General features: G+C 71.4%; 12 protein-coding genes. 9 read left to right on the top strand and 3 right to left on the bottom strand.

Annotation, left to right across the window (positions count from 1 at the left end):
• Window positions 1–6: 6 nt before the first annotated feature.
• From LY71_RS08780 to LY71_RS08770, 3 genes are all read right to left on the bottom strand, one after another.
• Window positions 7–675: a hypothetical protein gene (locus tag LY71_RS08780; RefSeq protein ID WP_170121279.1), complete on the bottom strand. Its 669-nt coding sequence runs from the start codon at window positions 673–675 to the stop codon at window positions 7–9.
• A 26-nt stretch (window positions 676–701) separates the two neighbouring features.
• Window positions 702–1,103: a hypothetical protein gene (locus tag LY71_RS08775; RefSeq protein ID WP_146146087.1), complete on the bottom strand. Its 402-nt coding sequence runs from the start codon at window positions 1,101–1,103 to the stop codon at window positions 702–704.
• 71 nt (window positions 1,104–1,174) lie between these two features.
• Entirely contained in the window at window positions 1,175–1,759 is a 585-nt protein-coding gene (locus LY71_RS08770) for a TetR/AcrR family transcriptional regulator (protein WP_211297223.1), read from the bottom strand.
• Between the two features lie 285 nt (window positions 1,760–2,044).
• Here LY71_RS08770 and LY71_RS08765 point away from each other — a divergent pair, with 285 nt between their 5' ends.
• The 9 genes from LY71_RS08765 (at window position 2,045) to LY71_RS08725 (ending at window position 12,793) form a co-directional block, all read left to right on the top strand.
• Window positions 2,045–3,541, top strand: a complete 1,497-nt coding sequence (locus LY71_RS08765) for an APC family permease (RefSeq protein WP_106276745.1) — start codon at window positions 2,045–2,047, stop codon at window positions 3,539–3,541.
• Window positions 3,542–3,570: 29 nt separating this feature from the next.
• Window positions 3,571–4,917 (top strand): flavin monoamine oxidase family protein, encoded by a 1,347-nt coding sequence (locus LY71_RS08760; protein WP_106276599.1) that lies wholly within the window; start codon window positions 3,571–3,573, stop codon window positions 4,915–4,917.
• 28 nt (window positions 4,918–4,945) lie between these two features.
• The gene (locus tag LY71_RS08755) at window positions 4,946–5,242 is read left to right on the top strand and encodes a hypothetical protein (protein ID WP_106276598.1); all 297 of its coding nucleotides are present in this window, start codon (window positions 4,946–4,948) and stop codon (window positions 5,240–5,242) included.
• 178 nt (window positions 5,243–5,420) lie between these two features.
• Complete coding sequence (locus tag LY71_RS08750; RefSeq protein ID WP_106276597.1) at window positions 5,421–6,383, top strand: MBL fold metallo-hydrolase; 963 nt, start codon at window positions 5,421–5,423, stop codon at window positions 6,381–6,383.
• Between the two features lie 8 nt (window positions 6,384–6,391).
• On the top strand, window positions 6,392–8,005 hold the full coding sequence (locus LY71_RS08745) for an FAD-dependent monooxygenase (RefSeq protein ID WP_106276596.1): 1,614 nt from the start codon (window positions 6,392–6,394) through the stop codon (window positions 8,003–8,005).
• A 19-nt stretch (window positions 8,006–8,024) separates the two neighbouring features.
• On the top strand, window positions 8,025–9,230 hold the full coding sequence (locus LY71_RS08740; RefSeq protein WP_106276595.1) for a homogentisate 1,2-dioxygenase: 1,206 nt from the start codon (window positions 8,025–8,027) through the stop codon (window positions 9,228–9,230).
• Window positions 9,227–10,063 (top strand): hypothetical protein, encoded by an 837-nt coding sequence (locus tag LY71_RS08735; protein ID WP_106276594.1) that lies wholly within the window; start codon window positions 9,227–9,229, stop codon window positions 10,061–10,063. Before LY71_RS08740 ends, LY71_RS08735 begins: the two co-directional genes overlap by 4 nt.
• Window positions 10,060–11,268, top strand: coding sequence for a fumarylacetoacetase (gene fahA, locus LY71_RS08730; RefSeq protein WP_106276593.1), 1,209 nt, complete (start codon window positions 10,060–10,062; stop codon window positions 11,266–11,268). The genes LY71_RS08735 and fahA overlap by 4 nt, the downstream gene beginning before the upstream one ends.
• A gap of 91 nt (window positions 11,269–11,359) precedes the next feature.
• Window positions 11,360–12,793: an aldehyde dehydrogenase family protein gene (locus tag LY71_RS08725; RefSeq protein ID WP_245887776.1), complete on the top strand. Its 1,434-nt coding sequence runs from the start codon at window positions 11,360–11,362 to the stop codon at window positions 12,791–12,793.
• Window positions 12,794–12,829: the final 36 nt, after the last annotated feature.

Below are 12,829 nucleotides of genomic sequence, written 5' to 3'. Positions count from 1 at the left end.
GGCGGACTACTCGTTGACGTCCGCGATGCCGTTGCCGTTGGCATCCGCGCCGGGTCCGAAGCACTCCTCGACCGTGGCCGTGCCGTCGGAACACCGCACCTCCAGGTCGTTGATCTGCGCGTCCTGCTCCGGGCTGCAGCCGTAGCCGATGCACTCCTCCTCGACGACGGTCGCCTCTTCCGCGGCCGTTGCCTCCGCTGCGGCCTGTGCTGCCGCCTCCTCTGCGGCCGCCGCCTCCGCCGCGGCCCGGGCGGCCGCTGCCGCCGCTTCTGCCTGTCGCCGCTGGTCCTCAGCCGCTTGTCGCTGCTCCTCCAGGGTTACCCGTGCCCCCTGTTCTGCCTCGACCTCCAGACCCGACGGGCCCTCGAACAGCGCCCATGCGGGCGTACTGGGGGTTGCCACCGGAGCGGCGGATGGAGCCGCCTCGGTACAGGCGGACAGCAGGAGAACACCGGCAGCCAAGGTGCCGATCACCGTCAAGCGCATCTGTTGCCTCTCGCGCTGGGTCGCCTCGAGGAGGCTCCTTGCGCTTGGGTGCATCGGCACAGCCGGGCCCCGCTTGAGCGGAGCGTCGAGCGACTCCTCAGGAGACGGCCCATCCTGCGAGTTGATCTTGAGGCTGTGGGCAGCGGTTGGTCCGCGCTGAACATGCAGGTCAGCAGCCGTTCGTGTCATCGGCCGGCGTTGGTCATCATCGGGCGTCAGGGGTGGTTTGCTGGTCGTGAGTTGGTCGCGCCATGAACCGCTCCAGCGTTGTTGGAGGCTTCCCTCCTTCGGTGGTTGGAAGCCTCCGTCAATGCTGGGCGGTTCACCGGGTCGCAGATCTGCAGGTCGGCCGCCGCAGCACCGCCCACGCCAAAGGCCGCCTCGATGATCGCCCGCAGGACGGTCGACCGGTCGGCGACCGCCAGGAAGTCCACATCCAGGAAACCCACAGCCGGCAGCTTCGTATGGAGGCGAGCCAGCCGCAGCAGGGCCCGACGGGTCTCGCGAACCTCGGCATCCACGAGCCACTGCTCGCTCTGGGCGATCAGCAAGGAGCGATGGCGCAGCATCTCCGTGCGCTCGGCGCGTAGGGCCGCCGTGTTCCTGGAGATGACCACCGACCGCACCGTAAACAGTGTGCTCGCAGCAGGCCGCTCCCGGATCGGACCGGCGCCCCGCTGAGGGAGCGTCAGGCCAACGGTCGCAGCAGATCGCGCAACCGCTTCACCCCGGCACCGGCAGCATCCGGGTCGCCCAGGCACACCTGCTGGAACACCAGGCCGTCGACCGCCGCGAAGACCAGGTGGACCAGAGCATCGTCAGCTCGGATGCCGGCGGCGTCCAGCTCATTCCTGAGCGCCTGACGGTAGGTCGCGTAGACCTGCACCACATGCGGCCGGAGCTCCGGACGGCGCCGGGCCTCCAGGATCAGCTCGTACTGGAAGGCCTGGTCGTCCGGGTTGGCCTGCACCATCTCGACGACGCCGGCGAAGATTGCCTCCAGGTCGCCACTGCCCGGAGCGGCGCTGATCGAGCCGACGCTGTTGGCCAGCGAGAACTCCAGGGCGGCCTCGAGCAGGGCGTCCCGGGTCCCGAAGTGGTGCGCCACCAGCCCGTGCGCGACACGAGCCTCCTGCGCCACCGATCGGTAGGTCAAGTGGCGCAGCCCCCGCGTGGCCACGACGTGGACGGCCGCAGCGAGCAGAGCCTGTCGGCCCTCCCCATAGCCCGGTGCCGGGCGCGCGGTCATCGCCGCCGTCTCGGTCCCTGTCATGTCACCCCGTTCCTCGATGGGTCGACGGTACGCACGAAGTCGTGCCGCGCTCGGCCGCAACCCGGCCAGCACCCCTGACCGTGAAAAAAGGTGAAGCTGGCCACTTGACCAGTTTCACACCCGCGTGCATTCTTCGTGCCAGCGGTCACAACTGTCCAGGTGGACAGTTCCGCCTGTAGCGCCGGCACTCCGCAGTCCGTCGTCCCGGATCAGGGACGACGCCGCTCTCCCGCTGTCGTGGTCACTGCCCGCAGCGTGATCCGCCGCCCACTCATCGGAGCGACCATGTCCCAGGCAACGCAGCCCCCGGCCACCCCCGTCGACGAGCGGGGCGGCAACCGCCAGCTCAGGCGCGGCGCGATCGGCGTCGTCGGCATCCTGTTCTTCGTCCTGTCCGCCCAGGCGCCGTTGACGGGCATCGGTGGCGCCTTGCCGCTGGCGGTCGCGCTCGGGAACGGCGCAGGTGCGCCCGCCGCGTACCTGGTCGTCGGCGTGGTGATCGCGATCTTCGCGGTCGGCTTCATCGCGATGAGCCGACACGTCACCGAGGAAGGCGCCTTCTACGCCTACATCGGCAGAGGCCTTGGACGTCGCCTGGGCACCGGTTCCGCGATGCTCGCCCTGTGGTCGTACAACACGGTCCAGGCCTGCATGTACGGGCTCTACGGCTTCATCGTGTCCTTCCTCTTCGACACCTACCTCGGCTTCGCTCCTCCGTGGTGGGTGTGCGCACTGGTCACGATGGCCGTGGTGCAGGTGCTCGGTTCCCTGAACATCGACCTCGGCGCCCGATTCCTCGGAGTGCTGGTCGCCGCCGAGATGTCGATCCTCCTGGCCTTCGCGCTGGTCACCCTCTTCACCGGCGGCGGCCCCGAGGGGCTGAACCCCGGCGCATCGTTCACCCCCTCGGCCTTCCTCGCCGGTGCACCCGGCATCGCACTCACCTTCGGCATCGCCTCGATGTTCGGCTTTGAGTCCACCGCCATCTACTCGGCCGAGGCCAAGGACCCCGCGCGCACCGTGCCCCGGGCCACCTACCTCGCCGTCGCCACGATCGCGCTGTTCTTCGCGTTCGTCTCCTGGATGGTCGTCAGCCACTACGGCGCCAGCCAGGTCGTCGATGCCGCCGGCAGCGCGCTGGAGTCCGGCGACGGCACGGTGCTGCTGTTCGCCGCCATCTCCGACGCCCTCGGTCCGTGGGCCGCCGAGGTGGGCGGCGTCCTGCTGGCCACGTCGCTGCTGGCCGGGATCCTCGCCTTCCACAACGCGTCGAACCGCTACGTCCACTCGCTCGGACAGACGGGGATCTTCCCGTCTGTCGTGGCCCGTACGACGCGGCAGGGTGCGCCGTACGTCGCCAGCGCGCTGCAGACCGTTATGGCGCTGCTCCTGGTCATGCCGTTCGCGGTCCTCGGGCTCGACCCGGTCCTCACGCTGTTCGCCTGGTTCAGCGGCGTGGCCGTCCTCGGCCTGGTCGTCCTGTACTTCCTGACGTCGATCTCCGTGGTGGTCTTCTTCCGGCGCACCAAGCTGGACACCCGGCCGTGGCAGACGCTCATCGCCCCGGTCCTCGCCGCCGTGCTGATCGCCGCGCTGGCCGTCCTGGTGCTGACGAACTTCACCCTGCTCATCGGGGGCTCGGTTGGCACCGCTCTGCCGCTGATCGCCTCCGTTCCGCTGGTGGTCCTCGTCGGAGTGGCGCTCGCGTCAGTCCGCCGGACTACGCCCGATGCGGACACCCCGGCCGCCGCGGCGAACCTGGCCGGCGCCACCACCCACTGACCGCCCCCGTACGCCCGCAAGGAGAAGACATGAGCACCTCGAACGATGCCGACGTCATCGTCATCGGCGCCGGGTTCGCCGGGATCACGGCCGCCCGGGAGCTGCACAGGCAGGGGCACCGCACCCTCGTCCTGGAAGCCCGCGACCGCATCGGCGGTCGTACGTGGACCGACAGTCGACTCGGTCGCGACCTGGAGATGGGCGGCACGTGGGTCCACTGGATCCAGCCGCACTCCTGGGCCGAGCTCAGCCGGTACGGCATCGACGTCAAGCCCTCCCCCACCCCGGTCCGCGGCCACTGGATCGCCGGCGGCGCCCTGCACAGCGGCACCGCCGACGATCTGCTCGGCCTCATCGACCGCGGGATGGGAGCCAGCACGGCCGAGGCACTCACGTACTTCCCGCAGCCCTACCAGCCGCTCTTGAGCGGCGACTCGCTCGCCGGGATCGACACCCTGACCATCCGCGAGAAGCTGGAGCAGGTCGGCCTGAGCGCTGACGAGTTCGACGCCGTCGAGGGCATGTGGGCGACGAACTTCAGCGGCCGGACCGAGGACGGCGGCTACGCGCAGGCGCTGCGCTGGTGCGCTCTGGCCGGCGGCAGCTGGCAGCTGATGTTCGAGGCCTGCGCCACCTACAAGGTGGTGGGCGGCACCCGCCGGCTGATCGAGGCGATGGCCGCCGACGCCGGCGTGGAGATCCGCACCGACGCCCGCGTCTCCGCTGTCACCCAGGACGACGGAGGCGCCACCGTCACGCTCCAGGACGGCACGATCCTGACGGCGGCCGCGGTCGTCGTGACCCTGCCGCTCAACGTGCTCGACTCGGTGACCTTCGACCCGCCGCTGTCGGAGGGCAAGCGCCGGGCCGCCCACCAGGGTCAGACGTCGCAGGGGGTCAAGGTCTGGGCACGGCTGCGCGGCGAGTACGAGCCGTTCGTCGCCCTGGCCCCGGGGTCGGCACCGCTCACGCTGTGCCAGGTCGAGGAGGTCGGCGACGGCGAGACGCTCGTGGTCGCCTTCGGTTCGGTGAGCGAGCGGCTCGACGGCAACGACCGGGTAGCGGTCCAGGAGGCCCTGCGCGGCTGGCTTCCCGACGTCGAGGTGCTGGAGACCACGAGCCACGACTGGGTAGCGGACGACCTCTCCGGCGAGACCTGGCCGATGCAGCGGGCCGGGCAGCTGACCGGGGCTCTCGCCGAACTGCAGCGACCGGAGGGTCGCGTGGCCCTCGCCGGCGCCGACTACGCGAACGGGTGGGCCGGCTTCATCGACGGCGCCATCGAGAGCGGCATGCGCGCCGCGCGCCACGTGCACACCTTCCTGACCACGGTCGACGTGGTCCTGCCCGAGCAGCCGGCTCTGTCCCGGTCCTGACGCACCACCACCTTCCGAAGGGATCCCCATGAAGCAGCACCTCGTCGAGTTCGTCCACATCCGCGTCCAGGAGGGGCAGGAGGAGGAGTTCCTGGCCAGTCGCCCGGGCGCTGTCGCAGCCGTCCAGGCCGCCATCCCGGGCTTCGTGGCCGCTCCGGTCATCGCCAAGGGCGAGGACGGCCTGTGGACCGACGTCTGGATCTACGACAGCGTCGAGCAGGCGGAGGCGGCCAACGCCAAGGCCGCCAACATGCCGGAGTTCGGGCGGATGGCTGCGGTCAGCGAGGTCGTGTCCATCGACATGGCGTGGACGCCTGTCCCCTGACCCATGCCCCTCCGGCGCCCGGGCTCCCACGACCTCCGTCGGGCGCCCGGGCGCCGCCGTTTCAGCGACATCGAAAGCTCACCAGGCCTTGTGTCGCAGGCCACCCGCCCGTACCGTTGGACCGGTAAGGGAACACACTGTTCGGCTATCGAACAACGGCGGATCAGGAGATCCCCTCATGGCAACCAAGCCCTTCGCTTCTTCCGCCGACCTCGGCGTCAAGGAGCAGACCCTCGAGGTGCTCGCCGACGGCGTGTACGCCCTGACCGCGGAAGGCGACCCCAACCTCGGTGCCATCGAGGGCGAGGACTTCCTCGTGTGCTTCGAGGCGCTGGCCACCCCCGTCGCCGCGCGCCGCTGGCTGGCCAAGCTGCGGGAGCACACCGACAAGCCGGTCCGTTACCTGGTGCTGTCCCACTACCACGCCGTCCGCGTGCTGGGCGCCAGCGCCTTCGACGCCGAGATCATCGTCAGCTCCGAGCAGACCAAGGGCCTGATCGCCGAGCGCGGCCAGCAGGACTGGGTAAGCGAGTACGGCCGGATGCCCCGGCTGTTCGAGGAGCCCGAGTCCATCCCCGGCCTCACCTGGCCCACGATGACCTTCCGCGACAAGCTGACCATCGAACTGGGCGGCGACCGCGGCGAGCTGGTGCTGGAGTTCCTCGGCCGCGGCCACACCGAGGGCGACATCGTCGCCTGGATCCCCAAGCACGAGATCCTCTTCGCCGGCGACCTCGTCGAGTCCCAGGCCGCGCTCTACACCGGCGACGCGTTCCACTTCGACTGGGCCTCCGACACCCTCGACCGGGTCAAGGCCCTCGGCGCGCAGCAGCTCATCGGTGGGCGAGGCGCCATCGCCCGGGGCCGGGACCAGGTCGACGCCGCGATCGAGCAGACGCGCGACTTCCTCCTCACCATGCAGCGCACCGTCGGCGACGTGCACCGTGCCGGCGGCACCCTCAAGCAGGCCTTCGAGGCCACTCACACCGCCCTGGCCCCGAAGTACGGCAAGTGGCCGATCTTCGAGCACTGCCTGCCCTTCGACGTCCAACGCCTCTGGGACGAGATGGACGGCATCGAGCGCCCCGTGATCTGGACGGCGGAGCGCGACCGCCAGGTCTGGGACGAGCTGCAGGGCTGACGACGGCGATGACCACTCCCACCACCAGCGCACCGGTCCTGGTGCTCGGCTGCGGCCCGGTCGGCCAGACCACCGCCCTCCTCCTGGCCCGCTGGGGCCTGTCCGTCGTCGTCCTGGACGGACGCTCCGAGCGCGACGTCATCGGCAGCAAGGCCATCTGCCAGCAGCGCGACGTCCTCGATGTCTGGGACGCCGTCGGCGTCGGCGCCGAAGTGGCCCGCCGCGGCGTCACGTGGACGACCGCCCGGACGTTCCACCGCGACCAGGAGCTCTTCAGCTTCCAGTTCGCCGACCGCGGGAAGTCCCCCTTCCCCCCGTTCGTCAACATCTCGCAGTGCGAGACCGAGCAGCTGCTCGACGAGCGCATCTCCGCCGAACCGCTGATCGAGGTCCGCTGGGGCCACCGGGTCACCGGCATCCAGCAGGACGAGTCCGGCGTCACCGCCGTCTGCGCCACCGAGGGCGGCGAGACGTCCGTCCAGGGCTCCTACGTCGTCGCGTGTGCCGGCCCGCGCAGCGACGAGATCCGCGCGGCCCTCGGCCTCACCTTCGAGGGCGAGACGTTCGACGACCACTTCCTCATCTGCGACATCCGCACGGACATGCCGGGCTGGGAGACCGAGCGGCGGTTCTACTTCGACCCGGAGTGGAACCCCGGTCGGCAGGTGCTGATCCACCCGTGCCCCGACTCCACGTTCCGCATCGACTGGCAGGTTCCCCCGGACTTCGACCTCGCGGCCGAGGAGGCCTCCGGCGGTCTCGACCGGCGGATCCGGCAGGTGATCGGCGACCGGCCCTACGAGATCGCGTGGAAGTCGGTCTACCGCTTCCACTCCCGGGTCGTCGACCGGATGCGGGTCGGCCGGGTGCTCGTCGCCGGCGACGCGGCACACCTCGTCTCCCCCTTCGGTGCCCGGGGCCTGAACTCCGGTGTGCTGGACGCCGAGAACGCCGCCTGGAAGATCGCCTTCGTCCTCCGTGGCTGGGCCCCGGAGTCGCTCCTCGACAGCTACCACGACGAGCGGCACGCCGCGGCGCTGGAGAACATCGCGGTCACCGGCGACACCATGCGGTTCCTCGTGCCGGGTAGCGACGAGGAGGCAGCCCACCGCCTGGACGTCCTGGAGCGGGCGGCGACCGATCCCTCCGCACGAACCCAGGTGGACTCGGGCCGGCTCGCCGAGCCGTTCTGGTACGTCGACTCGCCGCTGACGACCCCCGACGAGCGGCGGCCGTTCCCCGGCCGGCCGGCCCGCGGGGACGTCCCCGTGCCGGCACCGGGTGTCCTCGTGCCCGACTGCCCGATCAGCGTGCCCGGCCGGCCCGAGCTGGTGCGGCTGCGGCAGCTGGCCCGCTCCGGGGTGACCGTGCTGGTCGGGGACGACGCCGCGCTGCCCTCCCTGCCGGAGACCCTTCCGGCGGACCTGCCCGTCGCCGTGCACCGCATCAGCGACCTCGACGCCGGCCCCACGCTGCGCGACGCGCTCGGCGCCCGCCCGGACGAGATCTGGGTGCTGCGCCCCGACGGTCACGTGGCCGCCGTCCTCACACGCTCCGCCGACGTCGCCCCCGCGGTGGCCCGGCTGCTCGACCGCTCCGTTCCCAGCCCCGTCCTGGCCTGACCCTTCTGGAGGCACTCCCATGGCGTTCTACAAGCAGGTGGGCAGCGTCCCGCCGAAGCGGCACACCCAGTTCCGCGCTCCCGACGGCAGCCTCTACTCCGAGGAGCTGGTCGGTGAGGAGGGCTTCTCCTCCGACTCGTCGCTGCTCTACCACCGCGGCATCCCGTCGGCGATCGTCGACGCCCGCCCGTGGGAGCTGCCCGACCAGACCCTCACGCCCAACGCCCCGCTGACGCCGCGGCACCTGAAGCTGCACGACCTGTTCCCGTGCGAGGAGCACAAGGCCACCGACGCGGTCACCGGCCGGCGCCTGGTGCTGGGCAACGGCGACGTCCGGATCTCCTACGCCGTCTCCTCGGCGACCTCGCCGTACTACCGCAACGCGACCGGCGACGAATGCGTCTACGTCGAACGCGGCACGGCGACGGTCGAGACGTCCTTCGGCGCCCTCGACGTCGGGCAGGGCGATTACGTGATCATCCCGCGCACCGTCACGCACCGCTGGGTCCCGACCGGCAGCGAGCCGCTGCGGACCTACGCCATCGAGGCCAACAGCCACATCGCCCCGCCGAAGCGGTACCTGTCGAAGTACGGGCAGTTCCTGGAGCACGCCCCGTTCTGCGAACGCGATCTGCGCACCCCCACGGAGCCGCTGCTGGCCGAGGGCACCGACGTCGAGGTCTACGTCAAGCACCGCGGAAGGGGTCCAGGAGGACTCACGGGCACGATCCACGTCGTCCCGGAGCACCCCTTCGACGTGGTCGGGTGGGACGGCTGCCTCTACCCGTACGTCTTCAACATCGCCGACTACGAGCCGATCACCGGCCGGGTCCACCAGCCGCCGCCGGTGCACCAGGTCTTCGAGGGCGCCAACTTCGTGATCTGCAACTTCGTGCCCCGCAAGGTCGACTACCACCCCCAGGCGGTGCCGGTGCCCTACTACCACTCCAACGTCGACTCCGACGAGATCATGTTCTACGTCGACGGCGACTACGAGGCCCGCAAGGGCTCCGGCATCGGCAAGGGCTCGATCTCCGTGCACCCGGGCGGGCACAGCCACGGCCCGCAGCCGGGCGCCGTCGAGCGTTCCCTGGGCATCGAGTACTTCGACGAGCTCGCCGTCATGGTCGACACCTTCCGGCCGCTCGACCTCGGTGAGGGCGGGCTCGCCGTCGACGACGGCAAGTACGCCTGGACCTGGTCGGGCCGAGGGCCGTCGGCGTGACCACCCTCTTCGACGGGCTCTTCGACGACGCCGCGCTCTTCCCACCCGGGGACGCCCCGATGGCCGCCGCGGTGCCGGCCCACCGGGAACTGCGGACCCGGCTCGGCGACCTCGTCGGCCCCTTCGTCGTACCGGCCACCCGGCTCGACGAGCTGAGCGTGCACCTCGACGTCGGCCCGGCGTTCGGGATCTCGCTGATCGTGTCCGCCGGCGACCTGCCGGCCGCCACCCGTCGGGTCGAGGACCCAGGCCTGCACCTGGCCGCGGTCGAGGTACCGGTCGTCGCCGACGCCGAGGCCGCCGCCGAGGCGGTGCGCGCACTCGACGAGGTGCTGCCCGCCACCGTGCCGGCGGCGATCGAAGTGCCCCGCTCGGCGGCGCGGGACGAGGTGCTCGACGTCCTCGCCGGCACCCGCTACCGCGCGAAGCTGCGCACCGGCGGCGTGCGGCCGGAGCTGTTCCCGTCCGCCGCGGAGCTCGCGGAGACCCTGCACGCCTGCATCGCGCGCGACGTGGCCTTCAAGTGCACCGCCGGCCTGCACCACGCCGTCCGGCACACCGACCCGGCGACGGGGTTCGAGCACCACGGCTTCCTCAACCTGCTGCTGGCGGTCTCCGCGATGTCGGCCGGGGCGCCACCGCAGATCGCCGCCGAGCACCTGCGTGACTCCGACGCGAGCCGAATGGTCGCGGCACTCCGGACCTGGCCGCCTCAGCGCTGCGAGCGGGCCCGGGCGCTGTTCACCTCCTTCGGCACCTGCAGCGTGCTCGAGCCCGTCGACGACCTCGTCGCTCTCGACCTGCTGCCCTCACCCGATCGGATCCCCGCGTGACCGCGAACGCACAGAGCTGGCTCGACCTGTCCCCGGACAACGGGTTCGGACTCGGCAACCTGCCGTACGGCGTCTTCTCCACCCCCGCTACCGGGCGTCGCACCGGCGTCGCGATCGGCGACCTCGTCCTCGACCTGCAGGCAGCCACCGGCGACGACGTCCACGCGACGGGCTCGCTCAACGCCTTCATGGCCCGGGGGCCGGAGGCGTGGCACGCCCTGCGGGCGGACCTGACCACCTGGCTCACCGACACGGCGCACCGGGACACGATCGAGCCGCACCTGCTGGCCCGGACCGACGTGACGATGCACCTGCCGATCGAGGTCGCCGACTACGTCGACTTCTACAGCTCGCAGCACCACGCGGAGAACCTCGGCCGGATGTTCCGGCCCGACTCCCCTCCCCTGACCCCGAACTGGAAGCACCTGCCCATCGGCTACCACGGCCGCTCCGGCACCGTCCAGGTCTCCGGCACGCCGGTGGTCCGCCCGTCGGGGCAGCGCAAGGCGCCGTCCGACGACGCGCCGACCTTCGGCCCCTCACAACGTCTGGACATCGAGGCGGAGATCGGCTTCGTCGTCGGCACGCCGTCGGAACTCGGCCGCCCGGTGCCGCTCGGAGCCTTCCGGGACCACGTGTTCGGCGTCTGCCTCGTCAACGACTGGTCCGCCCGCGACCTGCAGGCGTGGGAGTACGTGCCGCTGGGCCCCTTCCTCGGCAAGTCCTTCCTCACCTCGGTGTCGCCGTGGGTGGTTCCGCTGGCCGCCCTCGAGGGCGCCCGGGTGACGCCCCCCTCACGTGACCCGAAGCCCCTTCCCTACCTGGACGACACCGATGCCGAGCCGTGGGGCCTCGACATCGCCATCGAGGTCCGCCTGAACGGCGAACTCATCTCCTGCCCGCCCTTCGACCTCGTGTACTGGACCCCGGCGCAGCAGCTGGCGCACATGACCGTCAACGGCGCCAGCCTGCGCACCGGTGACCTCTACGCCTCCGGCACCGTCTCCGGCCCCGGCAAGGACCAGCGCGGGTCGTTCATCGAGCTGTCCTGGGGCGGCAAGGAGCCGATCACCCTGCAGGACGGCACGACGCGCACCTTCCTGGACGACGGCGACGTCATCACCATCACCGCGAGCGCGCCCGGCGCCGACGGCATCCGGATCGCGCTCGGCGAGGTGACGGGCCGGGTGGAACCCTCCCGATGAACGGCCCGTTCAGCTTCAGGTTCCCTACTGCAGTTCTCGACCGCAAGGCGCCATCCACTCCACCGAGAGGCCGACGATGACCACTCCGACCGTGAGCGAGCCCGTGGACACCACCTCGGGCACGCCGACCTACGACAGCCTGCTGGCCGCCGTGACCGACCCCGACGGCCGTGAGGTGCTCGACCCGGCGACCGGCGAGGTCGTCGGCCGGGTCGCCGAGCGGTCGGCCGAGGACGTCGACGCCGCCGTCGCGCGGGTCCGGGCCGCCCAGCCGGCCTGGGCCGCCCGCGCCGACGCCGAGCGCATCGACCTGCTCAACCGCGCCGCCGACGCCATCGAGGCGGCGGCCGAGCCGCTGGCCGAGCTGCTCTCCCGCGAGCAGGGCAAACCGCTCAACGGCCCCAACGCCCGCTTCGAGGTCGGCGCCTGCGCCGCGTGGCTGCGCGCCACCGCAGCGACCCCGCTGCCGGTGGAGACCGTGGTCGACGACGGCGAGGTCCACGCCGAGCTGCACTACCGCCCGATCGGCGTCGTCGGCGCCATCGGCCCGTGGAACTGGCCGATGATGATCACCATCTGGCAGGTCGCGCCGTCGCTGCGGATGGGCAACACCGTGGTCGTCAAGCCCTCGGAGTACACCCCGCTGAGCGTGCTGGCCCTGGTCCACGTCCTCAACACCGTCCTGCCGGCCGACGTGCTCACCGCCGTCGCCGGCGGCCGCGACGTCGGCGCCCGACTGTCGGCCCACCCCGACGTGGACAAGGTCATGTTCACCGGCTCCACCGCCACCGGGCAGGCCATCATCAAGAGCTCGGCCGACACCGTCAAGCGCCTGACCCTCGAACTCGGCGGCAACGACGCCGGCATCGTGCTGCCCGACGTCGACCCCGAGGCCATCGCCGAGGGCCTGTTCTGGGGCGCGTTCATCAACACCGGCCAGACCTGCGCCGCCCTCAAGCGCCTCTACGTGCACACCGACGTCTACGACGACGTCGTCGCCGCCCTCACCGAGGTCGCCAAGGCCATGCCCATGGGCCGCGGCCTGGACGAGAACAACGTGCTCGGCCCGCTGCAGAACCGCGCGCAGTACGACATCGTCGCCCGCCTCGTCGACGCCGCCCGCGACTCCGGCGCGCGGATCCTGCTCGGCGGCGACCCCGACCCCGACGCCCCCGGCCACTTCTACCCCACCACCCTCGTCGCCGACATCGACGACGACAACCCACTGGTCGCCGAGGAGCAGTTCGGCCCCGCCCTGCCGATCATCCGCTACGAGACCATCGACGAAGCGATCGCCATGGCCAACCGGCTCGACGTCGGCCTCGGCGCCTCGGTCTGGAGCAGCGACCGCGACGCCGCCCGCGCCGTCGCCGCCCACCTGCAGGCCGGCACCGTCTGGATCAACGCCCACGGCGGGGTGCACCCGATGATCCCCTTCGGCGGACACAAGAAGTCCGGCTACGGCCTGGAGTTCGGCGCCGAGGGCCTCAAGGCCGTCGCCGTCCCCCAGGTGATCAACGGCTGAGCGACCGCGACACGGCCCCCGGCCCCGTCGCGGGCC

Source organism: Geodermatophilus tzadiensis (assembly GCF_003002915.1).
GTDB lineage: Bacteria > Actinomycetota > Actinomycetes > Mycobacteriales > Geodermatophilaceae > Geodermatophilus > Geodermatophilus tzadiensis.
The sequence above is the reverse complement of the archived record's forward strand: the minus strand, read 5'-3'. Positions and strand labels throughout refer to the sequence as shown.